This is a genomic window from Halomonas sp. C10-5 (assembly GCF_057169305.1).
On sequence record NZ_CP175665.1, the window covers coordinates 861,671 to 884,613 of the forward strand.

Sequence of the window (22,943 nt, forward strand, 5' to 3'; positions counted from 1 at the left end):
GACCGGGCCCTGAATCGATGAGACCCCGGTTACCGGCCAAGGGGTCTCAGCCGCGAGAAAGCGTCGTGCCCAGCAGGTGCTGGGCGCCGGGGACCAGCCACACCGGGTCGAGGCGGGTATTGGCGGCTTCCACGCAGAGGAAGCGGCGGGCGGCCTCGCCGGGGGTGTCCTCGGGCAGGGTCTCGCCCGGGTGCCAGACCACCGCGGAGTCGCTGCCCTGGCGCGCGATCCGCAGGCGGCGCTCGCCGTCGTCCAGCACCAGCTCGGCATTGCTGTGGTAGATTCGGTCGATGCCGCCTCGCACGCCGAGTTCGCCCTGCTGTTCGCTCTCGGCGAAGCCGGCCAGCTTGTCCAGGTAGCGGGCGCCGGGGAGCCCTTCCAGACGACAGGCGAAGGTATCGGCCACCGCCAGGTAGGTGTGCAGGGCACCGCTCATCTTCACCGGGGTCTCGCCGGTGTGTTCGGTGATCAACTCCACGTGCAGGCGGTTGGCATTGGCCTGAACCACCAGCCGGGGGGCGAGCTGTTGATGCAGACGCTGCTCGGGGGAGAGATGCAGCTCCACGCCTTCCTCATGCTCATCCACGGCGTCCAGACGCCACTGTGCGTTGCGTGCGGTGCCGTGGAAGGGGCCGTTGTGATCCTCCGACTCGTCGGCATAGCGGTCATCGGCAAACCACGGCCAGCAGAGCGGGATGCCGCCGCGGATCGTGCCGGGTTGCTCCTGGGGCGTGGGCGTCACCCACAGCCAGCCGTCGCTGTCATCGCCTGCTGGGCGAGAGCCCTCAGCGGTCGCGGCGTCGGGCGACGGGAGATAGTGAAGGAGTTGACCTCCCTGCAGCGAAAGGGCGAGCTCACCCCAGGCCTCGTTGGCCAGCCAGACCTCACGGCCGGCCCATTCGGCGCGGCGCTGGCCGGTGGTCTCGTCGAGCAGGGTTCTGAGCGAAGCGGGGATCATGGGGCCTCCGGGTTGTGATGCCGACATCGTCGTGGCGGAAAAGCAATCGCGCAGCCTAGCACGATGGCGCGGCTTATCTCAGGCATCTTCTGCATGGATCTGCCCGGCCTGGCGGGCCAGGTCGTCGGCCTCGAAGCCGCCGAATACCGAGGCGCCCAGGTCGGCGGCGCTGGCCAGATGGCGGAAGCCGCCGAACAGCTCGCGGCCCAGGCCCACGTGGCGGGGAGCCAGTTCGGCGACATGGCACTCGCGCTCGGCCCAGGTGTGGGCGTCCACCTTCGCGTCGAGGGTGCCGGCGTTGGCATCCAGGCGCACGATGTCGCCATCCTTGAGCTTTGCTAGCGGGCCTCCGTCCAGTGCCTCGGGGCTGATATGGATGGCGGCCGGCACCTTGCCGGAGGCACCGGACATGCGCCCGTCGGTGACCAGCGCCACCTTGTGGCCGCGGTCCTGGAGTACGCCCAGGTAGGGGGTCAGCTTGTGCAGCTCCGGCATGCCGTTGGCCTTGGGGCCCTGGAAGCGCACAACGGCGATCACGTCGCGGTCCAGCTCGCCGGCTTCGAAGGCCGCCTTGAGCGCGTTCTGGTCCTCGAAGATCCTGACCGGGGCCTCCACCACGCGGTGCTCCTCGGCCACCGCCGAGACCTTGATCACCCCGCGACCCAGGTTGCCGTCCACCACGGTGAGCCCGCCGGTGGGGGCGAAGGGCGCGGCCGCGCCACGCAGCACCTTCTCGTCGAGGCTCTTCTCGGGGCCCTCGCGCCAGGTGAGCTTGCCCTCCTCCAGGAAGGGCTCTCGGGTGTAAGCAGTGAGATCGGTGCCAAATACCGTGGGGATGTCGCTGTGGATCAGCCCCGCGGCGAGCAGCTCGCGGAACAGGAAGCTCATGCCGCCGGCAGCCTGGAAGTGGTTAATATCGGCCTGTCCGTTGGGATAGACCTGCATCAGGCTCGGCGTGACCGCGGAGAGGTCGGTGAAGTCCTCCCAGGTGATGGTGATGCCCGCGGCGGCGGCCATGGCCACCAGGTGCAGGGTGTGGTTGGTGGAGCCGCCGGAGGCGAGCAGGCCGACGATGGCGTTGACGATGGCGCGCTCGTCGATCTGCTTGTAGAAGGGGCGGTAGTCGCCGCCGGGCTCGCTGTTGCGGACCGCCTGTTCGGTGGCGAAGCGGGTCAGCGCCTCGCGCATCTCGGTGCCCGGGTTGACGAAGGAGGTGCCCGGCAGGTGCAGGCCCATCATCTCCATCATCAGCTGGTTGGAGTTGGCGGTGCCGTAGAAGGTGCAGGTCCCCGGGCTGTGGTAGGACTGCGACTCCGCTTCGAGCAGCTCCTCGCGGCTCGCCTTGCCCTCGGCGAACAGCTGGCGGATACGCGCCTTCTCCTTGTTGGGCAGCCCGCTGGGCATGGGGCCCGCCGGCACGAACATCGCCGGCAGGTGGCCGAAGCGCGCCGCGGCGATAAACAGCCCCGGCACGATCTTGTCGCACACGCCGAGGTAGAGCGCGGCGTCGAACATGTTGTGGGAGAGGCCCACGGCGGCGGCCATGGCGATGACATCGCGGGAGAACAGCGACAGCTCCATGCCTGGTTGGCCCTGGGTGACGCCATCGCACATCGCCGGCACGCCCCCGGCGAACTGGGCGGTGGAGCCCATGGCGCGGGCGGCAGCCTTGATGGTCTCCGGGAAGGTCGCAAGCGGCTGGTGGGCCGAGAGCATGTCGTTGTAGGCCGAGATGATGCCGAGGTTGGCCGAATTCATCAGCTTGAGCGAATTCTTGTCCGTCTCGCCGCAGGCGGCGAAGCCGTGGGCCAGGTTGCCGCAGGAGAGCTCGCCCCGGTGCACGCCGTGGCGGTGCTGGTCGGCCATGCGGGCCTCGTAGAGGGTGCGGCGCTCGGCGGAGCGCTCGCGGATGCGACGGGTGACATCGGCGACGGTGGGATTGAGCGAGGGCAGCATGTCGAGCTCCATTGGGTTGGTGCGCTAGAGGCCCAGCAGTCTGAGCAGCCAGCGCCGATAGGGGGGATTGAGCCAGCCTACCGGGCTGCGTGGCGACTGAAGGAAGACGGCGCGGGCATGGCTGAATCGCCGGAAGCCCGCCTCGCCCTGGTAGCTGCCGATACCGCTCTCGCCTACGCCGCCGAAGGGCAGTGCCGGTACGGCGTTGTGCCACAGGGTGTCATTGAACACCACGCCGCCGGAGTGGGTCTCCTCGAGCAGCCGGCGGCGCAGGTCACTGTCGTCGGTAAAGGCATAGAGCGCCAGTGGGCGGGGGGCGCGCTGGACACGGGCAATGGCGCTCTCCATATCGGGCACCCCGATCACCGGCAGCCATGGGCCGAAGACCTCCTCACGCATGATGGCCAGGTTATCGGCGGGGTCGACCACCAGGGTTGGAGGCAGCTTGACGCCGCCATCGGCCAGCTCGAGCCTCTCGCCGAGCTCGATCGCCCGGCAGCCATGGTCCCGGGCCTCGTGGAGCATGCTCTCGAGTCGCGCGCGATGTTCGGCGCCTGGCACCGAACTGTAGTCGCGGCTGGCGGTGCCCTCGGGGTAGAAGCGTGACACCTGGCGCTGCATCGCCTTGAGGAACTCCTCCAGCCGCGGGGCCACCACCAGCACGTGGTCGGGCGCGATGCAGGTGCGCCCGGCGTTGAGCCACTTGCCGAAGGCGATGCGTTCGGCGGCCTTCTCCAGATCGGCATCGCCGGCTATCAGGACCGGGGTCTTGCCGCCCAGTTCGAGGGTGATCGGCGTGAGGTTGGCCGCCGCGGCGCGCGCTACCTCGCGACCGATGGCGGCGCTGCCGGTAAACAGCAGGTGGTCGAAGGGCAGGGCGGCGAAGGCGCGGGCCACCTCGGCATCACCCTCCATCACGCAGAGCTCCTCCGGGGCGAAGTAGCGAGCCGCCAGGCGCGCCATCAGTGCCGAGGTGGCCGGAGTGTGCTCGCTGGGCTTGATCATCACCCGGTTACCGGCGGCCAGGGCATCGATGGCGGGCAGCCAGGCGAGGCTCCAGGGATAGTTGGAGGGGGAGATGATGCCCACCACCCCCAGCGGCTGGGTGTGCACCCGGGCACGGGCCGGCTGCAGTCGCCAGCCGACCGGCTGACGGTTGGGTCGCATCCAGCGGCGCAGCCGGCGGCGGGCGAAGCCTGCGCCCTGGAGTATGGTGGCCACCTCGGCCAGGCGGGTCTCCACCTCGGCACGCTGGCCGAAGTCGGTGCTGATGGCCGCGGCGATCTCGTCGCGGTGGCGGCGGGTCAGGGTGGCCAGCCGTGTCAGTCGATCGCGACGGGTGGCAAGGCTCGGATAGGGCTCCGCAGTGAAGGCGCGGCGCTGGGCATCGAGCTGGGCCTGTAGATCACGGGCATGACTCATGCTGGGATCCTGTTCACGGTGATGGAAGGTCGGTCGGGGTCTGGGCACAATGGTGGCGCCATCTCGCCGCCAGGGAAAGGTGCCAGGACGCCCCGTGAATGGAGTGACCGCATGTCCATGCTGACGCGTCAGACTTTACCCGCCATGGAGGCGGTCTCCGCCACCGACTGGAATGCCCTGGTCGGTGATGATTATCCGTTCCTGCGCCACGAGTTCCTGCATGCCCTGGAGGCCAGCGGCTCGGTAGGGCCGGCCACCGGCTGGGTGCCGCATCACCAGACCCTGTGGCAGGGCGAATCGCTGGTCGGCGTCATGCCGCTATATCACAAGCACCACTCCTTCGGCGAATACGTCTTCGACTGGGCCTGGGCCGATGCCTGGGAGCGCGCCGGTGGACGTTACTACCCCAAGGCGCTGACGGCGATTCCCTACACCCCGGCGCCGGGCCCGCGCCTGGCCCTGGCGGCGGGGATCGATCCGCGCGCGGCTCGCGAGGTGCTGGCCGACGTCTGGGAGATGGGCAACCTCTCGAGCTGGCACCTGCTGTTTGCCGAGGAGGCCGAGGTGGCCGGGTGGCAGGCGGCACGCCCGGAGCTGCTGGCGCGCCACGGGGTGCAGTTCCAGTGGCGCGATCGCGGCTATGGCGACTTCACGGGCTTCCTGGCCGCCATGACCTCCAAGCGCCGCAAGGCGATCCGCCGCGAACGGCGGATCGTCGCCGATCAGGGACTCACCCTGCACCGCCTGGAGGGCGAGGCGGTCGACGCAGCGGCCCTCGAGCACTTCTACCGCTGCTACGAGATCACCTACCTGGAGCGTGGACGCCATGGCTACCTGAACCTCGAGTTCTTTCGGCGCCTGCGCGCCAGCCTGCCGGAATCGCTCTTGCTGGTGCAGGCGCGCCTCGACGGCAAGCCGGTGGCGGCAGCACTCTGCCTGCAGGGCGCGCGTACCCTCTACGGGCGCTACTGGGGCAGCGAGGTGGTCGCCGACTGCCTGCACTTCGAGGCTTGCTACTACCAGGGTATCGTGCACTGCCTGGAACGCGGCCTGACCGTCTTCGACCCCGGTACCCAGGGTGAGCACAAGCTGACGCGCGGGTTCGAGCCGCGGCTGCTCACCTCGCTGCATCATATTGCCGACCCACGCCTGCGCGACGCCGTGGCGCGCTTCTGTGCCGAGGAGCGCGTCCAGGTGCGTGCCTACTGCCGGGCCGCCGAGCAGGCGCTGCCGTTCAGGAGTTGAGCCGCTGAAAGGCAGAACAGCGAAGCAGAACTGTGCCGCATTGCTATACTCTCTGGCGTCGCAGCGGATTGGCCGGTGGAGGCTGATCCGGCACGCACAAGGTATGCAGCGGGCGTGTTCCGCTGTGGATTGCCTTTATGCCCCAGGAAGCCTGCCCGGCAAGGTGAAGCCGGCAGGAAGGATGCGTAACAATGGATATGTTGCAGCAACGCTGCTGGATGGTCGCTCAGCGGCCGCCGGTCCAGAAGCGGATGGAGCAGGAACTGGGTCGGCTTGGCTGGGAAGTTAGTGGCCTGGCTCCTCCTTACTCGGTAGAAGAGGTGCGTCAGCAGGCGTGTCACGCCGGCGTGGTTCATTTCCCGGACCTCACCAGGCAGGGGCTCAGGCACGTCGAGTCACTGATCATCTCCTCCGGAATCCCCTGTGTGGGGGTCATCTCTCCCGACTGCCTGGCTGACGATGAGGTACGCAACGTCATCGCCAACCTCTGTCACGGTTTCGTGGTCGAGCCGCATGAACTGGAACACCTGGACTGCCTGCTGCGCCATGCCGCCCGGCTCGGCAAGCTCCAGAAGGAGGTGGCGGATGGCCCATGCAACGGCGAGGTGGTGGAGACCACCCCCGGCGAGTACGAAATGGTGGGGTCGACCCCCGCCATGTGGAAGCTCTTCAAGACGATCCGCAAGGTGGCGGCGGTGGATGCCTCGGTATGCATCAGCGGTGAGTCCGGCACGGGCAAGGAGCTGACCGCCCAGGCGATCCATGAGCGCTCCCAGCGCGCCAAGCAGCCCTTCCATGCGATCAACTGCGGTGCCTTGCCTGACCACCTGATCCAGTCGGAGCTCTTCGGTCACGAGAAGGGGGCCTTTACCGGTGCGGTACAGCGCAAGATCGGCAGGATCGAGGCCGCGGATGGAGGCACCCTGTTCCTGGACGAGATCGGTGACCTGCCGCTGGAGCTGCAGGTCAACCTGCTGCGTTTCCTCGAGACCCGGCGCATCCAGCGGGTCGGAGGGCTAGAGGAGATACCGGTGGATGTGCGAATCCTCGCCGCCACCCATGTGGATCTCGAACGGGCCGTGGCCGAGCAGCGCTTCCGGGAAGACCTCTTCCATCGGCTGAATGTGCTGCAGGTCAAGGTGCCCCCGCTGCGGGAGCATCCCGAGGATATCGAGATCCTGGCGCGCTACTTCTTCGAACGATTCAGCCATGAGAAGCCCAGCCAGTTGAAGGGTTTCTCCAGCGAGGCCCTGCTGGTGATGCGCCAGTATCGCTGGCCCGGCAACGTCAGGGAGCTGATCAACCGGGTGCGACGCGCCATGGTCATGTGTGACAACCGCCTCATCCAGCCCGAGGACCTGGGCATCGAGCGACGTAGCCTGCCTCGCTGCAAGATGACCCTGGAGCAGGCGCGAGATGCGGCCGAGCGCGATACCCTGCTGGCGGCACTCGGCCGTAACCACAACCAGGTACAGCCGACCTCCAAGGAGCTCGGAGTCTCTCGCGTCACCATCTATCGGCTGATGGAAAAGCACGGTATCGCCCGCAAGTTGGCCTGAGCCGGCCCGGCGCCTCGCTCTTGCCTCGTATTCCCGCCAGCGATTTCCCTTCCTGAATCCACGCCTCTCCAGGCGTGGATTTTTTTCGTCCAGTCATCTCGACGGCCAGTGCATCAGTGGCGTTACAGCCGAGCGTCGGCCGGTAACTCGCTGTTTTATCGCGATTGTTCTCGGGATTCCTCGACATCTTATCGGCAATGTCCTGTGCGTGTTACGTAGCATTAACACTTTGCAATATTCACTTTTACTTCAACTTGCTGAAAACAAAGGACCTTCAATGTTGGCACGATGATTGCTGTAACAAGGGAAAGAGTCGAGATGTTGTGAGTGACCCGGTAGAGGGTCGTGATTCACGGAGAGCCTGAAATGAACGGGAACCAGCCAGCCAACCGCAGACAGAGCGCACCAGGGCGTCGAGTGCTCCTGCTGGTGGCTGGCATCGGGGGTCTCTCCCTGGCGATGACCCAGCAAGCCGCAGCAGATGAAGCTGCCCTGGAACTGGCGCTGTTTGGCAGCCAGGCGGTCGAGTCGCTGGAGGACGCCAGGCTGGCCGGCATCCGCGGCAAGTTCGTGGAAGGCGGGCCCGAGATCACCGACGCCGTGATCCTCTGGGATGAGCGTCCCGGCGGTTCCGGTCAGAGTGGAAATGGTGCCGGTGGTCCTGGCGGCAACAGCGCACAGGGATTCAATAACCATCAGGCCACCAGAGTCACCACGCAGAGGAGTCAATAGTCATGGCGGCAACCAGGCAAACGATAAGTGCGATGGGAGCAGGGGAGAGCAAGCACAGTCTCCTGAGGGCGTCACTGGTCGCCGCGGTCGCGGCGGGGATGTTGGCTCAAGCATCCGCGGGAGTCGCAGCTGACCCCTCCACTCATCACAACCTCAATCCAGGTGTCAGGCCCGGCGATGTTGTCATCATGCGGCGCGTGGACCCGGCCCCCATCGGCTCCGTCGATCGCCATGCCGGTCCGATCTCCTCGAGGGTGAATGTTCGCGACAGCGGGGTGGATATCCAGCGCCAGCTGGGCGGGGGCGGCATCGTAGCCCTCTCGGATGATCGAGCGGCAGGGGTGCGCAGCAGCGTCCAGAGCACCGTGGGGCGTGCGCTGAATCCCGGCTCCGATGCCCTGGTTCGCAATGGGGGGCAGGGGGTGGGTAGCAACTTCAATCGGGTCGCCGGCTCGTTGGGCGGTGGCAGCGGTGCCGGTGGCGGAATTGCCGGAAGCGTGACATCGGCTACCTCGGGCATCGCCGGCACGGTCGGCAATGCACTCTCACCCTTCACAGGACGGAAATGATGATGGCGATTCGAGCTTGTCTGTTCCCGGCCACAAGGCGCTCTTTCAGGGTGAGTGTAGTGGCACTGGGGCTGGTGGCCGGCCTGGCGCAGGTGGCGATGGCCGAGTCGGGTGCTCTGGTTCGCAACAGCACCATTCTCGGTGGCAGTGCGCTGAGCGCCGTCTCCGGGGTGAGCACCACCAATATGGCGGCAGGCGACGGCAACCTGCAGAGCAACAGCGGGGTGCTGGCCATCGGCAATACCGCCAATGCCGCCAATGCCGCCAACACCCTGATGCAGAGTTCCAGGATCGAACAGCGGATCGCCAATCGCGAGCAGACAATAGGAATCAAGGACCGAGCCTTTCGGCAGTCAGAAGGCTGGCTGTCGATCAACCAGGCGGCGGGCCAAGGGAATGTGCAGAGCAACTCCATGGGAGTGGCTCTGGGCATATCGGCCAGCAACCTGAGCGACGCCACGTTGCAGACGGTGATGGCCGATCAGCAGGGGCTGAGCGGTACCGATGGGGGTTCCGGCAGCACGAATCGAAGAATAGAGGTGGACAAGACCTCCTTCGAGGGTGCCCGGGGCATCATCCAGGTCAACCAATCAGCCGGTACGGGGAACGCCACTCGCAACAGCTTCCGCATGAATATGGCGGCAGGGCAGTAGCGTTGCCCGAAGCAAGTAACGGCAGCAACAACAGAACGATTCGGTTCATTCAGGAGAAAGATCATGAAAACGTTCCACAAAGCACCGCTGGCACTCGCAATCACCGCGCTGATGGCAGCGCCTTATGCACTGGCTAATAGCAGTGAAAGCTCTGTAGAATCGAGCTTCTACAATGAGATCGATGTCGAGATCAATCATGATTCCGACTCCTACAAGGACTTCAAGACCAAGATCTGGACCATGGGGTGGGCCACTGATTACTCCGGAGCCACCGTGGACAGCAAGCAGTTCTCAACGAACAACGAGGTCAATAATCAGCGTTCCGAGAACAATGCTACGTTGGGAGGCTCATCTCTGAGTGGTGCGTCAGGCAATATTGGTGCCAACGTGGCCGCCGGCGACAGCAACAACCAGGCCAACGATGCCGCCCTGTCAGCATCGGATGCATCTCGTGTCTTTGGCTTGATGGGCCAGGCAGCTGCCTTCTCTGCACAAACCGCCACCGGTAATGCTGTGACGAACGCCGGAAGCCCCAACACCGCCACTCTGGGTGGCAGTGCACTCTCCGGCGCCTCCGGCAATATCGCGGCTAACGTAGTGGCCGGCGTGGGCAACTCCCAGCAGAACTCGCTGGCGGCATCCTCCAATACCGCCACCGGCTCCGCCGATGCCACTGCCGGCGGTGTCCAGCAGACTTACGATAACTACACCGCTAATGTACCGCATACCCGTGAAGTAAGAGGGGCTGCCCCCATCGAGGCCACTTTTACTGTGAATGCCAGTGGCCTGAAGATGGATCAGATCGGCGACGTCTATCCCGATATCTGGGATGAGAATGGAGACGCTGGCCACACCACCACCGGCCCGAGGTTCGGGCATGTTGACCTGGATACCGCGACTCAAGGTGGTAGTGACCTTAATGAGGATGGAGGTGCCTTGGCCTTCCAGGCAACTTCTGATTCCACTCTGAGCGGGACTATCAGCGGTCAAGTACCGGCATATCGTACCGTCTATACCTTCCATAGCAACGACGCCACCCTTGGCGGAAGTGCTCTGGCGGGTGCCAGCGGCAACATCGGCGTAAACGTAGCAGCCGGTACCAATAACCTGCAGCGCAACTCCCTCTCCATTGCCTCATCCATGGGAGGTAATGGCAATGGTAATGGAAATGGTGGTGGTAATGAAATGTAACCTCCAGCCGCTGTCTTGACTGAAAAAGCGAGATAACGTGAAACGGCCCGGCCTGCTTCGGCAGGCTGGGCTTTGCCAAGCCATCAATGATACGGCCCGGGGGATTTATGACAGCAAGGCGGATAGCCGTAATGGCAGCTCTGGCTCTTGGGCTGTTACCCATCCATTTCGATGCCCAGGCCGCCACCGTGCGCCTGGGCAATCTGGTGCCTGGCACCCTGGTGCAGAAGGATGTGCAGTCGATCCGCGAGCGGCGTTACGAGAACCTCGTCGAGCAGCGGACCGACTTTTCGTGTGGTGCCGCATCGCTGGCGACCATCCTCAAGTACGCCTACCAGCAGCCCGAGGTGACCGAAGAGACGGTGCTGGTCGGGATGCTCGAGGTCTCCGATCCGCAGGTGGTGCTCGAGCGGGGCTTCTCCCTGCTGGATCTGAAGAACTACGTGGAGACCCTCGGCTATCGGGGGCGTGGCTACGAGGTGGCACCCGAAACCCTGGACGAGGTATCGATCCCGGTGATCGTGCTGCTGGATCTCGAAGGCTACAAGCATTTCGTGGTGATGAAGAAGGCCAGCGGTGACCGCGTCTATGTCGGCGATCCGGCCCTGGGGAACCGCGTGATGGAGCGCGATGACTTCATGGCCTCCTGGAACAATATCATCTTCGCCGTGGTGGGCGAGGGCTTCGACCGCGAGACGGTGCTGCTCAGCCCCAGGCAACCTCTCACGGCGCATCGACTACAGGATGTCTTCTCGCCGGTTCCTCGGCAGAAGCTACTCGATTTCGGTTTTCGTCATGCAGACCTTTTCTGAGTCGCCGGCCTGAATGGCTGTTGAACCAGGAGAGCTGCAGCTCAGAGGGTAACGATCATGTTCATGCATGAGTTCAAGCAACACTGCAGGAGGAGAGGCTTTACGGCCCTGGTGGCCATTACAGCCAGTGGTTTGCTGGCACCGGCGGCCATGGCCGCATCTTCCAGCTTCGCGGACTTCTCCGACGGACGTCAGCTGAGTGATACCGAACTGGGCCAGCTACGCGGGCGCTTCGTCGACAAGGGCCGCATCATGTTCTTTGGTATCCAGATGTCCAGTGCGTGGCGCACCTCGGCCGGTGAAGAGCTGATGGCCGGTGCCACCCTGCATGGCGACCTGACAGGCAGGGCGCCGAGGGTGAGCTTCGAACCGCACCTGACCATGGTGTCTGCCAGCGACATCTCCGAGGCGGCTCGGTCCGGCAACGGGGCCATCGTCAGAGATGCCGGTACCGGCAATGCCCGTGGGGTAGTGCAGTCGATCCAGGCCGGCGGGGACTTCAACGCCGCCGCCAACGACCTGCAGATCGATGTACTGGATGCGTCTGGCCATCGTGGCCCGGTCGGCAGCTCAGGGAGTGGCGGCACCCAGCGGCTTCCCAGCGGAACCAGTGTCGCGGTGAACTACGGGGCCGGGGGAATGGGCGTGGCGCTCGATGTGCCCGGCATGGGCCGCGTCCAGCAGGCCATCGTGCCCAGCCGCGGCCTGCGCCAGTCGATCCAGCTGACCAGTGATTTCCAGCGGGTCCAGAACATCACTCGCCTACAGCTCTATATGGGACAGCAGGGCGCCAATGGGGGCACGCCGGGAGTGCGCAGCGCCATCGAGTCGGTGCGTCAACTGAGGCGTTGAACCCATCAGGGAAGAACCTCGCAGCTGTTCTACACTGGTTGTGCGGTAACGGCAGGACTGGCCACTGGCCGGCAGCATGGCCTCGGCTGGCAAATGTGAGCACACAAGGAGAAGCATGTGGAGACGTCAATGCCATTGCGTTTCGTAAGGGTCAGGAGCTGTTCTATTGCCATGCTGGTGTCGTTGGGGGCTTTCTCACCGCTTGCCCTGGCCCAGGTGTCGAGTGGCTCGGAGGAGGTGGTTCGGGAGGCGAGGCCCAGCCAGAGTGTGGAAAACGTATTTCGTGAGGAGCATGCGCTGTTCTCCGATCGCCTGACCATCGAGCCGGGCATCAACTACTCCTATTCGGATCGCTCCCAGTTGGCTCTGAGAGGGTTTCTGGCCCTCGATGCAATATTTCTTGGCCAGATTAACGTTGATAATGTAAAAAGCCATATCACAACCTTCGATATCAATACCCGTTATGGGCTTACTGATCGGCTGGAGTTTGGGCTTAATATTCCTTTTGTTTATAGGAGTAGTACTTATCGATCAACCGGTGTTGATGGTGGGCCAAGCCTAAGTGAGCTAACAGTCGATGAGGCAGATCTTGGGGATGTTAGTGCTTCGCTATCCTATCGGCTTCTTCCGGAGACCCAGAATCGCCCTGATGTTGTCTTGAACTTCGGTGTACGGGCACCCACAGGCTCGGATCCTTATGGCATCTCTACTCGTGATGATCCTACAAATACAAACTTGACCGTGCCGACAGAGTTGCCTACTGGTAACGGTGTATGGGCGGTTACCACGGGGGCTTCGGTCCTCAAGACACTCGATCCTGCCATCGTTTTTGCCAATCTGGGCTACACCTACAATGTCGAGGAGAGCTTCGACGATATCTCAGCTTCTTCGGGAAAGACTCCGGGTGATGTCAAGCTGGGGGACTCGATCCGCGCCGGTTTCGGTACCGCCTTCGCCCTTAACGAGCGGCTTAGCCTCTCACTCTCCTACTCCCATGAATATATCATGCAGTCGGAGACCACTGAGCCAGGGCAAGCAACCAACAAGGTGGTTGGCAGCGATGCCAACGTGGGGGTGTTCAATATCGGCGGCACCTATGCGCTGAGTGACAGCACCTCGGTGGTGACCAGCCTGGGCATCGGCTTGACCGACGATGCCTCCGATATCAGCCTGACCTTCCGCATGCCTTTCCAGCTCTAGCATTCTCTCTTCCAGGACAGGATCTCTTGCCACCCCTGCTGCCCGCTGCGAGAGCGGGCAGCAGGGGTGGTCGTTTCTCGCCGTGCGGCTATCCGTGATGGCATAATGCGCGGCATCGTAACCACGTAACGGGAAGGCACCATGCTCAAGGGGTTGGCGCTGGCGCTGACGGTCCTGCTGGCGCTGCTGCAGTATCGGCTGTGGCTCGGCCAGGGAGGCATCGAGGAGCTGCGCGAGGTGCGCCAGCGGGTGGCGACGCTCGAGGCGGCCAACCAGCCGCTGCGCGACCGCAATGCGCGCCTGGCCGCCGAGGTGCTCGACCTCAAGACCGGCCTCGATGCCATTGAGGAGCGCGCGCGAAGCGATATCGGCATGGTACGCACCGACGAGCAATTCTTCTGGGTGCCCGACGTGGCGGTGGAGACCGAGCCGGTGGTCAACCCGTTGCCCGCCAAGCGCCTGGAGGCGAGCCGATGAGCGCGCCGCTCTGGCTGCTAGTGCCGGCGGCGGGGCAAGGGCGGCGCATGGCTGCCGATCGCCCCAAGCAGTACCTGGAGCTCGAGGGCCGTCCGGTACTGTCCCATACGCTGGCAAGGCTTCACGCCGCCTTTCCCGAGGCCAGGCTCTGCCTCTGCCTGGACTCCGACGACAGCTGGTTCGACCCGGCCTGGGTGCCCTTCACCGACTGGCGCCGGGTGCCCGGGGGCTCCGAGCGCGCGGACTCCGTGGCCAATGCCCTGGCCGCCATCGCGGACGAGGCCCATGGCGACGACCTGGTGCTGGTCCACGACGTGGCGCGACCCTGCGTTGCCGTCGATGACCTGCGGCTGCTGTTGCGGGTGCTGGTCGATGACCCGGTGGGCGGGCTGCTGGCCGCGCCGGTGGCCGATACCATGAAGCGCGACGACGGCGCCGGCCGGGTCGCCCTTACCGAACCCCGCGCGGGCCTCTGGCACGCCTATACGCCTCAGGGCTTTCGCTATGGCGTGCTGGCCCGGGCGCTGCGTGATGCCGCCGCGGCGGGCGTGACGGTCACCGACGAGGCCTCGGCGGTGGAGGCTCTGGGCCACTCCCCGCGGCTGGTGACCGGGCGCCGCGACAACCTCAAGATCACCCATCCCGAGGACCTGGCCCTGGCCGGCATGATCCTGGCCGCCCAGGCCTCGGCGCACAGCGAGACGGCGCCTGCGGGCGTCGCGGAGAGATGATGCGAATCGGCCATGGCTTCGACGTCCACCGCTTCGGCGAGGGCGACCACCTGATGATCGGCGGCGTCGCCGTCCCCTTCGAGCGCGGCTTCGTCGCCCACTCCGACGGCGATGTGCTGCTGCATGCCATCAGCGATGCACTGCTGGGCGCCTGCGCGCTGGGCGATATCGGTCGCCACTTCCCGGATACCGACCTGGCCTGGAAGGGCGCCGACAGCCGTGACCTGCTGCGCCACGTGGTGGCCCTGGTGCATGCGGCCGGTTACCGGGTCGGCAACCTGGATGCCACCCTGATGGCCCAGGCGCCGAAGATGGCGCCCCATGTGGAGGCCATGGCGGCCAATGTGGCCGCGGACCTGGGTGTCGAACCTGGCGCGGTCAACGTCAAGGCCACCACCACCGAGCGCCTGGGCTTCACCGGCCGCGGCGAGGGCATCGCTGCAGAGGCGGTAGCACTGCTGTTGCCGATTTCGGGACCGGTTTCGAAAAAGACGAGCGAGCGCGCCGGTGAGTGATGCCGCCGCACGCCCCCAGGCCGACGCTATCGACTGGCCACCGGCCTGGCCGCGGGTGCTCGACGCCGAGTTCGGTCCGCCGCTCGGCGGGGACTACCGGGCGCGCCCCGAGGATTTCATGGTCGAGGAGGTGCTCGATTTCGCTCCTGAAGGGGAGGGGGAGCACCTCTGGCTCTACATCGAGAAGCGCGACCTGACCACCGCCATGGTGGTCAAGGAGCTGGCGCGGTTGTGCGAGGTATCGCCGCGGGTGGTGGGCTACTCGGGCATGAAGGACCGTGTCGCCGTGACCCGCCAGTGGCTCTCTGTGCAACTGCCTGGTCGCGAGGCGCCGGAAGGCCTGGGCGACTCCCTGGCCGAGCGCGGCGTCAGGGTGCTGGAGATGGCCCGCCATCCGCGCAAGCTCAAGCGCGGCGTGCACCGCGCCAACCGCTTCCGGCTGCGCCTCACTGGGCCGGCGGTGGATGACGAGGGCTTCGCGGCGCGCTGGGAGCGTCTGCTCAAGCGCGGGGTCGCCAACTATTTCGGTCCCCAGCGCTTCGGGCCGGATGGGCGCAACCTGCTGCGTGCCCGTTCGCTGCTGGCCCGCGGCTGGCGCAAGCGCGATGACCGCGATGGCATGCTGCTCTCGGCGGCACGCAGCTTCCTGTTCAACGAACTGCTCGCCGAGCGCATCCGTGAGGGCAGCTGGGATCGTCTGCTGCCGGGAGAGGTGGCGAACCTCGACGGCACGGCGAGCCAGTTCACCGTCGAGGCGCCGGGCGCCGACCTCGAGGCCCGTGCGGCGCGCCTCGACCTGCACCCAAGCGGCGTGCTGTGGGGCACCGGAGGCTCGGTGGCGAGTGACGAGGCGCTGGCCCGCGAGGCACTCCTGGCCAACCGCTTCCCGGTGCTGTGCGCGGGCCTCGAGAAAGCCGGGGTGCGCCTGGGGCGTCGCCCGCTGCGCCTGCGTCTGGTCGAGGCGAGCCTTACGCGTGGTGACGGCGAGCTATGGCTTGCCTTCGCGTTGCCCCGCGGCGCCTTCGCCACCGCGGTACTTCGAGAACTGATCGCGCACCCGACCCTGTGACGGGTGCGCCTACGAGAGGATTCGAGATGCGTCGACTGCTGCTCTCCAATGACGACGGCGTGCATGCCCCCGGGCTGCGTGCGCTCCACGACGCGCTGGTGACCCATGCCAAGCTGCGGGTGGTGGCACCGGATCGTGACAAGAGCGGGGCCAGCAACTCCCTGACCCTGACCCGCCCGCTGGCGCTGTCGGCGCTGGACAACGGCTTCTACAGCGTGGACGGCACGCCGGCGGATTGCGTCTACCTGGGCGTCAACGGTGTCTGGGACGAGAGGCCCGACCTGGTGATCTCGGGCATCAACCACGGCGGTAACCTGGGCGATGACGTGCTCTACTCCGGCACCGTGGCCGCAGCCATGGAGGGGCGCAACCTGGGCATGGCCGCCATCGCCATGTCGCTGGTGGGCCATCGCCACTTCGAGACCGCCGGCCGGGTGGCGGCGAGCCTGGTGGGCGCCGCCGAGCAGCTCTCGCTGCCGCCGCGCAGCCTGCTCAACGTCAATGTGCCCGACTTGCCCTGGGATGAGATCCAGGGTTTCCGGGTCACTCGCCTGGGCTATCGCGGTCCCGCGGCTCGGCCCCAGGAGGTGCGAGACCCGCGCGGCCGGGTGCGTTGGTGGATCGCCGCCGTGGGCGAGAACGCCGATGATGGCCCCGATACCGACTTCGCCGCCGTGGAGGCAGGCTTCGTTTCCATCACCCCGCTGCAGACCGATCTCACCCGGCATGCGGCCATCGCGGACGTAAAGGGCTGGCTGGATGCACTCACCTGAACGTCTCGCCGAGCTGGTGCGTGGGGTGGGCATGACCTCCCAGCGCACCCGCGACCGCATGCTGGAACGCCTGGCCGCCCAGGGTATCCGTGATCCCCGGGTGCTGGAGACCCTGGGCCGTGAGCCTCGCCACCTGTTCCTGGACGAGGCGCTGTCTCACCGTGCCTACGAGGACACCTCGCTGCCCATCGGCCATGGACAGACCCTCTCCCAGCCGTGGATGGTGGCGCGCATGACCGAACTGGTCCTGCAGGCGTCGCCGCAGCGCGTGCTGGAGATCGGTACCGGGTCCGGATACCAGACGCTGATCCTCTCGAGGCTGGTGCCGGAACTCTGGTCGATCGAGCGAATCAATGCCTTGCATCGTCGCGCCGCCGAACGTCTGCGTCTGCTGGGCGCACATAATGCCCACCTGCGCCTGGCCGACGGCGGCCATGGCTGGGATGAGGCCGCCCCCTTCGATGTCATCCTGCTGACCGCCTGCGCCAGCGAGCTGCCGGCGGCGCTGCTCTCCCAGCTCGCCGAGGGCGGCGTGCTGATCACCCCGCTGTCCGACGCCCGGGGCCGCCAGTGGCTGACCCGGATCCAGCGTCAGGACAACCAGTTCGAGAAGCGGCGGCTGGAGCCGGTGCGCTTCGTGCCGCTGCTCGAAGGCGTCATTCGTTGAAAGGAGTCCGCTGTTGAAGCGATACCTCGGCATCATCCTCAGGGGCGCCGGCATGGGAGCTGCCGACGCGGTACCCGGCGTTTCCGGGGGCACCATCGCCTTTGTCACCGGCATCTACGAGGAGCTGATCCATACCATCAAGCAGTTCGGCCCCAGCGCCTTCGGTGCCTGGCGTCGTGGCGGGATGGCGGGCCTGGTGGCCCACCTCAACCTGCCTTTCCTGCTGCCGCTGCTGCTGGGCATCGCCGTCAGCCTGGTCAGCGTCGCCCACCTGGTGGTGTGGCTGATGGAGGACCACCCGCTGCTGCTCAACGGCTTCTTCTTCGGGCTGGTGCTGGCCTCGGCGCTGGTAGTCAGCCGGCATCCGGCCGACTGGCGCTGGTGGCATATCCTGCCGCTGGTCGGCGGGCTGCTGCTGGCCCACGGCCTGCCTTCGCTGATGCCGCTGGTGACCGAGCTGGGCAGCCGCGAGGTGATGCTGCTGGTGGGTGGCGCCATCGCCATCAGTGCGATGATCCTGCCCGGGGTCTCGGGCAGCTTCCTGCTGCTGACCATGGGCCTCTATGGCACCGTGATGGACGGCATCCGCGGCTTCGACCTGGGGCTGATCGGCCTCTTCGGGGTGGGGTGCGCGGCAGGACTGTTCGCCTTCTCGCGACTGCTCTCCTGGCTCCTCGACCGCTACCATACCGGGACGCTGCAGCTGCTGGTGGGCTTCATCATTGGCTCTTTGCCGGTACTCTGGCCGTGGCGGGAACTGGTACGCTACCAGCTCGGCCCGGATGGACAGATGATCCCACTGGACTACCGCTACCTGACCCCCGGTGACTACGCCCTGCTCACCGGTGACGCTCCCCAGCTGATGGCCGTGGTGGCGCTGATGCTGGCCGGGGCGGCCGGCGTTCTGCTGCTCGACCGCACGGGACGGCGTCCGGCAGCGACGCGCGGTAATGAATCACATGGGGCTAGCTCTGATCGGGCAAGCTCTGATAGGCCAAGCTCTGATAGGGCAAACAAGGAGGAAGGCTCTGATGCGTAAGGTATTGATGATTTCGGGCCTGGCCCTGGCGATGGCCGGCTGTGCCAGCCAGCAGGATTCCCCGGGCCAGGTGCCGGTGCGCGACCTCTCGGCGAGCCGTTCGGACACCGCAGCCAGCCACTATACCGTGGAGCAGGGCGATACCCTCTACGGCATCGCCTGGCGCCACAACATGGACTATCGCGACCTGGCGCGACTCAATCGCATCGGCCCGCCCTATGCGATCCAGCCGGGCCAGCGCCTGGTGCTCGAGGGCGACGCGGCGGCGGGACAGCCGGCGGCGCAGCAGCCCGATGATGACGGCGGGAGTGCCGTGGCGGTGGCCACGCCCCTCGGCGGCGCCCAGGCCGATGCCGATTCCGGCGACATGGAGTGGCTGCTGCCCAGCGGTGAGACCGAGACGGTCTCCCGCGACGATCGAGCCACCGACTCTGGCGACGTTGACCCGGCTCAGGCGGCCTCCGACGAAGAGAGCGGACCGGGCCCGGTCTACTCGCCGGATAGCCCCGGTGCCGATGGCAGCCTGAGTGAACGCGACCTGGCCGAGCGCAGCGAGCGAGATGCCGCCAGCGAGGCCGAGCAGGCCGCTGAGGAGAGCGAGGCGGCTGAAGAGCGCAGCGAGACCCAGGAAGTGGTCGAGAACAATGTCTCGGAAGAGCCAGAGCCCGCCGAGGAGGCGGCCAGTGAGCCTGCCCAAGAAGAGGCCCCGGAAGCCGATGCCGGTACCGCGGTGGCCGGAGGTACCCAGGCCGAGGATCGCGGTTCGCGCACCTATACCCCGGTGGCCGAGGTGCCCTGGCAGTGGCCCGCAGGGGGCGAGGTGGTAGGCCAGTTCGGCGATGGCGGAGCCATTACCGCCGGCATTGATATCGCCGGACAAAAGGGGCAACCTGTCAAGGCGGCGGGGCCCGGGATCGTGGTCTACGCGGGCAGCGGCGTTAGAGGCTACGGCAAGCTGATCCTGCTCAAGCACAACGACCAGTTCCTCAGCGCCTACGCCCACAACGATACGTTGCGAGTCAGCGAGAACGACGTGGTCGAGGCGGGCGAAGTGATTGCCACCATGGGCGACAGCGATGCCGAGGATGTCAGGCTGCATTTCGAGGTGCGCAAGGATGGCCAGCCGCAGGATCCCCTGGATTACCTGCCCTCGCGCTGATGCCGCTACCCGGTGGGTAATCCCCACCGGGTATGTCACACAATAATAATGGGTTTCGCCGATGCTCTTGAGTATCGGCGACAGGACGCAAGCACGGGGTAGCCATCGATGAGCATACTTGAACGGGACCTTCAGGATGTCGATCTGGACACGCTCGAGGAGAAGGAGGATGACACCATCGTCGATGCCATCGACGAACCGGAGGCCGAGGACGAGACGGCCTTCGAGAAGGCGTTGAATCGCGAGGATCGCTACAGCCACCAGAGCCTCGACGCTACCCAGATCTATCTCAACGAAATCGGCTTCTCGCCGCTGCTCACCCCCGAGGAGGAGGTCTTCTACGGCCGCCTGGCCCAGAAGGGCGACCCGCTGGGCCGCTCACGCATGATCGAGTCCAACCTGCGGCTGGTGGTGAAGATCGCCCGGCGCTACCTCAACCGTGGCCTCTCGCTGCTCGACCTGATCGAGGAGGGCAACCTGGGGCTGATCCGTGCCGTGGAGAAGTTCGACCCCGAGCGCGGCTTCCGCTTCTCCACCTACGCCACCTGGTGGATCCGCCAGACCATCGAGCGGGCGCTGATGAACCAGACCCGCACCATTCGCCTGCCCATCCATGTGGTCAAGGAGCTCAACATCTACCTGCGCGCGGCCCGCGAGCTGACCCAGAGGCTCGATCACGAGGCCACCGCGGAGGAGATCGCCGACCACCTCGACAAGCCGGTGGAAGCCGTCAAGAAGATGATGGGGCTCAACGAGCGCATCTCCTCGGTGGACTATCCGGTGGGCGGCGACAGCGACAAGCCGCTGATCGAGACCCTGGCCGACGACAACGAACATGGCCCCGAGTCGAGCCTGCTCGACGGTGACGTCAAGCAGCATGTGGACGAGTGGCTCTCCGAGCTCACCGAAAAGCAGCGCGAGGTCGTGGTGCGGCGCTTCGGCCTGCGCGGCCACGAGGCGGCCACCCTCGAGCAGGTGGGGGAGGAGATCGGCCTGACCCGGGAGCGGGTGCGCCAGATCCAGGTCGAGGCCCTGAAGAAGCTGCGTCGGGTGCTGGAAAAGCAGGGGCTCAGCCTGGATGCCATCTTCGCCTGACTCCCGCTTGACGTATTGACCAGCAAGATATTTCAGATTTCTTGCCGTATTCAGTGATAGTTTTCGAGAAGCCACCGGCCATATGGTGGCTTTTTTCGTGATCTGGCCGGCACTTCCAACGATAATTCTCGTTTTCCCATCCATACCAGTTCAGGAGTCCGCTATGGCCCGGCCGCTGATCGCCGAGATCGACCTCGACGCCCTGCGCCACAACTACCGTCTCGCCCGGGAGTGCTCACCCGAGAGTCGCTGTGTCGCCGTGATCAAGGCCGACGCCTACGGCCATGGTGCGGTGGCCTGCGCCCGTGCCCTGGAGGGTATCGCCCCGGCCTTCGCGGTGGCCTGCATCGAGGAGGCGCTGACCCTGCGTGAGGCGGGCATCACGGCACCCATCGTGCTGCTCGAGGGGATCTTCAGCGCCGACGAACTCGCCCAGGTGGACGAACTGGGCCTGTGGATGGCGGTGCACAGCGACTGGCAGGTGGAGGCGCTGCTCGGCCGGTGTCCCTCGCGGCCGATTCCGGTGTGGCTGAAGGTGGACTCCGGCATGCACCGCCTGGGCTTCACGCCGGAGCGCGCCGAGGTGGTGTGGCGTCAGCTGGCGGCTGCTCCCGAGCACGCCTGTGACCTGCAGCTGATGAGCCACTTCGCCACCGCCGATTCCGTCGACAGTGGCTATTTCATGCGCCAGATGGCGCAGCTCCGGGCCCTGGCCGACCGCCTGCATGCGCCGGTGTGCCTGGCCAACTCCCCGGCAACCCTGGCGCGTCCCGAGGCCCACGGTGCCTGGAATCGCCCCGGGGTGATGCTCTACGGCAGCGACCCTCTCGAGAGGCCCAATGCCGTTACCTCCCGGCTGGCGCCAGTGATGACCTTGCGCTCGGCGATCATCGCCGTGCGCGAGCTTCCCGCCGGCGAGCCGGTGGGCTATGCCGGGCGCTGGATCACCCCACGTCCCTCGCGCATCGGTGTGGTGGCCTGTGGCTACGGCGACGGCTATGATCGCCACGCCGTGGACGGCACCCCCGTGCTGGTGGCAGGCAAGCGTACCGCTATCGCCGGCAAGGTCTCCATGGACATGCTCACTGTGGATATCACCGATATTCCCGAGGCCGACATCGGCAGTGAGGTGGTGCTGTGGGGCAGGGCGGCCAACGGCCAGGTGCTCCCGGTGGACGAGGTCGCTCGCCACTGCGATACCATCAGCTACACCCTGCTCACCGGGGTGCTGCCGAGGGTGCCCAGACGGTATCATGGGCAGTCTTGAACGCCCGACAGGAACCGAGCATGTCCAGGGACGCTGACACCCGGCCCAACTTCGCCCATCCCCGATACTGGCACGTGTGGCTGGCCATCGGGTCCATGCATGCGGCGGCCTGGCTGCCCTGGCGTCTCAAGCTGTGGATCGGCAAGCTGATCGGGCTGGCGGCACTGCGCTTCGCCGGGCGGCGCCGGCATATCACCGAGACCAACATCGGGCTGTGCTTCCCGGAGCTCGATGCCGACGAGCAGCGACGCCTGGTCAGGAAGACCTTTATCGCCAACGGTATCGGCCTGCTGGAGACCGCGACCGGCTGGTGTCGTGACCCGGAGCATCTTCGCCATCGGGTGGTGTTCAAGGGTCAGGAACACCGGGCCCGGCTGCAGGCGGCGGGCAAGGGTGCGCTGATCCTCGGCGTGCACTTCTCGACCTTGGACCTGGGAGCCGCCCTGCATTCGCTCTACTTCCGCGCCGACGCCGTGCAGCGCCCCCACGACAACCCGCTCTTCGCCCGCTTCATGGGGCGTGCCCGCGCTCCCTACTTCGATGCGGTACTCGATCGTCACGACCTGCGTGGGGTGGTACGCCGGATCAAGGCCGGCCATGCGGTGTGGTACTCGCCGGATCAGGACTTCGGCCGTGACGCCAGCGTCTTCGCCCCCTTCTTCGGCATCCAGGCCGCCACGGTGAAGATGACCGCGCGCATCGCCCGCATGACCGGGGCGGCGGTGATACCGCTGGTCTTCCACCGCAACCCGGATGACCGCACCTATACCCTCGAATACCTGCCGCCGCTGGAGGACTTCCCCAGCGGCGATGAGGTGGCCGATGCCGCGCGCATCAACGCCGTGATCGAGGCGGCGATCCGCAAGCATCCCGAGCAGTACCTGTGGCTGCACCGGCGCTTCAAGACTCGCCCCGAGGGCGAACCCGGTTTCTACTGACGCTTCGCGTCAAGCTGGAAGAGCGCCCGCTTCGCGGGCTTGAGCTGGAAGCTGGAAGTAAAAA

At 66.0% G+C, this 22,943-nt stretch carries 23 protein-coding genes; 20 read left to right on the forward strand and 3 right to left on the reverse strand.

Going from position 1 to position 22,943, the window contains the following annotated elements; genetic code table 11:
- Positions 1-46: 46 nt before the first annotated feature.
- From ACJ7IV_RS04040 to ACJ7IV_RS04050, 3 genes are all read right to left on the reverse strand, one after another.
- The gene (locus ACJ7IV_RS04040; RefSeq protein ID WP_483865885.1) at positions 47-958 is read right to left on the reverse strand and encodes a D-hexose-6-phosphate mutarotase; all 912 of its coding nucleotides are present in this window, start codon (positions 956-958) and stop codon (positions 47-49) included.
- Positions 959-1,036: 78 nt separating this feature from the next.
- Positions 1,037-2,914, reverse strand: a complete 1,878-nt coding sequence (edd, locus tag ACJ7IV_RS04045; protein WP_483865886.1) for a phosphogluconate dehydratase — start codon at positions 2,912-2,914, stop codon at positions 1,037-1,039.
- Between the two features lie 24 nt (positions 2,915-2,938).
- Positions 2,939-4,336, reverse strand: coding sequence for a coniferyl aldehyde dehydrogenase (locus ACJ7IV_RS04050; RefSeq protein WP_483865887.1), 1,398 nt, complete (start codon positions 4,334-4,336; stop codon positions 2,939-2,941).
- Positions 4,337-4,447: 111 nt separating this feature from the next.
- On the opposite strand from ACJ7IV_RS04050, the gene ACJ7IV_RS04055 reads away from it, so the two are divergent.
- The 20 genes from ACJ7IV_RS04055 (at position 4,448) to lpxL (ending at position 22,879) form a co-directional block, all read left to right on the forward strand.
- On the forward strand, positions 4,448-5,581 hold the full coding sequence (locus ACJ7IV_RS04055; protein WP_483865888.1) for a GNAT family N-acetyltransferase: 1,134 nt from the start codon (positions 4,448-4,450) through the stop codon (positions 5,579-5,581).
- A gap of 191 nt (positions 5,582-5,772) precedes the next feature.
- The gene (locus ACJ7IV_RS04060) at positions 5,773-7,140 is read left to right on the forward strand and encodes a sigma-54 interaction domain-containing protein (protein WP_483865889.1); all 1,368 of its coding nucleotides are present in this window, start codon (positions 5,773-5,775) and stop codon (positions 7,138-7,140) included.
- 366 nt (positions 7,141-7,506) lie between these two features.
- Positions 7,507-7,872, forward strand: coding sequence for a hypothetical protein (locus ACJ7IV_RS04065; RefSeq protein ID WP_483865890.1), 366 nt, complete (start codon positions 7,507-7,509; stop codon positions 7,870-7,872).
- A gap of 188 nt (positions 7,873-8,060) precedes the next feature.
- Entirely contained in the window at positions 8,061-8,441 is a 381-nt protein-coding gene (locus ACJ7IV_RS04070; protein ID WP_483865891.1) for a hypothetical protein, read from the forward strand.
- 59 nt (positions 8,442-8,500) lie between these two features.
- Entirely contained in the window at positions 8,501-9,094 is a 594-nt protein-coding gene (locus ACJ7IV_RS04075; protein ID WP_483865892.1) for a hypothetical protein, read from the forward strand.
- A gap of 63 nt (positions 9,095-9,157) precedes the next feature.
- Positions 9,158-10,285, forward strand: a complete 1,128-nt coding sequence (locus ACJ7IV_RS04080) for a hypothetical protein (protein WP_483865893.1) — start codon at positions 9,158-9,160, stop codon at positions 10,283-10,285.
- 131 nt (positions 10,286-10,416) lie between these two features.
- On the forward strand, positions 10,417-11,097 hold the full coding sequence (locus ACJ7IV_RS04085; RefSeq protein WP_483865894.1) for a C39 family peptidase: 681 nt from the start codon (positions 10,417-10,419) through the stop codon (positions 11,095-11,097).
- Positions 11,098-11,247: 150 nt separating this feature from the next.
- Positions 11,248-11,949, forward strand: coding sequence for a hypothetical protein (locus ACJ7IV_RS04090; RefSeq protein WP_483865895.1), 702 nt, complete (start codon positions 11,248-11,250; stop codon positions 11,947-11,949).
- A 171-nt stretch (positions 11,950-12,120) separates the two neighbouring features.
- The gene (locus ACJ7IV_RS04095) at positions 12,121-13,149 is read left to right on the forward strand and encodes a transporter (RefSeq protein ID WP_483865896.1); all 1,029 of its coding nucleotides are present in this window, start codon (positions 12,121-12,123) and stop codon (positions 13,147-13,149) included.
- A 141-nt stretch (positions 13,150-13,290) separates the two neighbouring features.
- Entirely contained in the window at positions 13,291-13,626 is a 336-nt protein-coding gene (ftsB, locus tag ACJ7IV_RS04100) for a cell division protein FtsB (protein WP_483865897.1), read from the forward strand.
- Complete coding sequence (gene ispD / locus ACJ7IV_RS04105) at positions 13,623-14,357, forward strand: 2-C-methyl-D-erythritol 4-phosphate cytidylyltransferase (RefSeq protein ID WP_483865898.1); 735 nt, start codon at positions 13,623-13,625, stop codon at positions 14,355-14,357. The genes ftsB and ispD overlap by 4 nt, the downstream gene beginning before the upstream one ends.
- Complete coding sequence (gene ispF / locus ACJ7IV_RS04110) at positions 14,357-14,872, forward strand: 2-C-methyl-D-erythritol 2,4-cyclodiphosphate synthase (RefSeq protein ID WP_483865899.1); 516 nt, start codon at positions 14,357-14,359, stop codon at positions 14,870-14,872. Before ispD ends, ispF begins: the two co-directional genes overlap by 1 nt.
- Positions 14,865-15,941, forward strand: coding sequence for a tRNA pseudouridine(13) synthase TruD (gene truD, locus ACJ7IV_RS04115; protein WP_483865900.1), 1,077 nt, complete (start codon positions 14,865-14,867; stop codon positions 15,939-15,941). Before ispF ends, truD begins: the two co-directional genes overlap by 8 nt.
- A gap of 26 nt (positions 15,942-15,967) precedes the next feature.
- On the forward strand, positions 15,968-16,714 hold the full coding sequence (gene surE / locus ACJ7IV_RS04120; RefSeq protein ID WP_483865901.1) for a 5'/3'-nucleotidase SurE: 747 nt from the start codon (positions 15,968-15,970) through the stop codon (positions 16,712-16,714).
- Positions 16,701-17,381: a protein-L-isoaspartate(D-aspartate) O-methyltransferase gene (locus ACJ7IV_RS04125; RefSeq protein ID WP_161430957.1), complete on the forward strand. Its 681-nt coding sequence runs from the start codon at positions 16,701-16,703 to the stop codon at positions 17,379-17,381. Before surE ends, ACJ7IV_RS04125 begins: the two co-directional genes overlap by 14 nt.
- A 52-nt stretch (positions 17,382-17,433) precedes the next feature.
- The gene (locus ACJ7IV_RS04130; protein WP_483866543.1) at positions 17,434-18,420 is read left to right on the forward strand and encodes a DUF368 domain-containing protein; all 987 of its coding nucleotides are present in this window, start codon (positions 17,434-17,436) and stop codon (positions 18,418-18,420) included.
- A complete protein-coding gene (locus ACJ7IV_RS04135; protein WP_483865902.1) occupies positions 18,413-19,579 on the forward strand; it encodes a peptidoglycan DD-metalloendopeptidase family protein in 1,167 nt (388 codons plus the stop codon). The genes ACJ7IV_RS04130 and ACJ7IV_RS04135 overlap by 8 nt, the downstream gene beginning before the upstream one ends.
- Positions 19,580-19,687: 108 nt before the next feature.
- On the forward strand, positions 19,688-20,674 hold the full coding sequence (gene rpoS / locus ACJ7IV_RS04140) for an RNA polymerase sigma factor RpoS (protein ID WP_483865903.1): 987 nt from the start codon (positions 19,688-19,690) through the stop codon (positions 20,672-20,674).
- A 163-nt stretch (positions 20,675-20,837) separates the two neighbouring features.
- Positions 20,838-21,941: an alanine racemase gene (alr, locus tag ACJ7IV_RS04145; protein WP_483865904.1), complete on the forward strand. Its 1,104-nt coding sequence runs from the start codon at positions 20,838-20,840 to the stop codon at positions 21,939-21,941.
- Positions 21,942-21,961: 20 nt separating this feature from the next.
- Entirely contained in the window at positions 21,962-22,879 is a 918-nt protein-coding gene (lpxL, locus tag ACJ7IV_RS04150) for an LpxL/LpxP family Kdo(2)-lipid IV(A) lauroyl/palmitoleoyl acyltransferase (RefSeq protein ID WP_483865905.1), read from the forward strand.
- Positions 22,880-22,943 lie beyond the last annotated feature (64 nt).

Coding starts and splice junctions, on each gene's coding strand:
- ACJ7IV_RS04040 (WP_483865885.1), bottom strand. CDS start 958: ATGATCCCCGCTTCGCTCAGAACCCTGCTCGACGAGACCACCGGCCAG.
- edd (WP_483865886.1), bottom strand. CDS start 2,914: ATGCTGCCCTCGCTCAATCCCACCGTCGCCGATGTCACCCGTCGCATC.
- ACJ7IV_RS04050 (WP_483865887.1), bottom strand. CDS start 4,336: ATGAGTCATGCCCGTGATCTACAGGCCCAGCTCGATGCCCAGCGCCGC.
- ACJ7IV_RS04055 (WP_483865888.1), top strand. CDS start 4,448: ATGTCCATGCTGACGCGTCAGACTTTACCCGCCATGGAGGCGGTCTCC.
- ACJ7IV_RS04060 (WP_483865889.1), top strand. CDS start 5,773: ATGGATATGTTGCAGCAACGCTGCTGGATGGTCGCTCAGCGGCCGCCG.
- ACJ7IV_RS04065 (WP_483865890.1), top strand. CDS start 7,507: ATGAACGGGAACCAGCCAGCCAACCGCAGACAGAGCGCACCAGGGCGT.
- ACJ7IV_RS04070 (WP_483865891.1), top strand. CDS start 8,061: ATGCGGCGCGTGGACCCGGCCCCCATCGGCTCCGTCGATCGCCATGCC.
- ACJ7IV_RS04080 (WP_483865893.1), top strand. CDS start 9,158: ATGAAAACGTTCCACAAAGCACCGCTGGCACTCGCAATCACCGCGCTG.
- ACJ7IV_RS04085 (WP_483865894.1), top strand. CDS start 10,417: ATGGCAGCTCTGGCTCTTGGGCTGTTACCCATCCATTTCGATGCCCAG.
- ACJ7IV_RS04090 (WP_483865895.1), top strand. CDS start 11,248: ATGGCCGCATCTTCCAGCTTCGCGGACTTCTCCGACGGACGTCAGCTG.
- ACJ7IV_RS04095 (WP_483865896.1), top strand. CDS start 12,121: ATGCTGGTGTCGTTGGGGGCTTTCTCACCGCTTGCCCTGGCCCAGGTG.
- ftsB (WP_483865897.1), top strand. CDS start 13,291: ATGCTCAAGGGGTTGGCGCTGGCGCTGACGGTCCTGCTGGCGCTGCTG.
- ispD (WP_483865898.1), top strand. CDS start 13,623: ATGAGCGCGCCGCTCTGGCTGCTAGTGCCGGCGGCGGGGCAAGGGCGG.
- ispF (WP_483865899.1), top strand. CDS start 14,357: ATGCGAATCGGCCATGGCTTCGACGTCCACCGCTTCGGCGAGGGCGAC.
- surE (WP_483865901.1), top strand. CDS start 15,968: ATGCGTCGACTGCTGCTCTCCAATGACGACGGCGTGCATGCCCCCGGG.
- ACJ7IV_RS04125 (WP_161430957.1), top strand. CDS start 16,701: ATGCACTCACCTGAACGTCTCGCCGAGCTGGTGCGTGGGGTGGGCATG.
- ACJ7IV_RS04130 (WP_483866543.1), top strand. CDS start 17,434: ATGGGAGCTGCCGACGCGGTACCCGGCGTTTCCGGGGGCACCATCGCC.
- ACJ7IV_RS04135 (WP_483865902.1), top strand. CDS start 18,413: ATGCGTAAGGTATTGATGATTTCGGGCCTGGCCCTGGCGATGGCCGGC.
- rpoS (WP_483865903.1), top strand. CDS start 19,688: ATGAGCATACTTGAACGGGACCTTCAGGATGTCGATCTGGACACGCTC.
- alr (WP_483865904.1), top strand. CDS start 20,838: ATGGCCCGGCCGCTGATCGCCGAGATCGACCTCGACGCCCTGCGCCAC.
- lpxL (WP_483865905.1), top strand. CDS start 21,962: ATGTCCAGGGACGCTGACACCCGGCCCAACTTCGCCCATCCCCGATAC.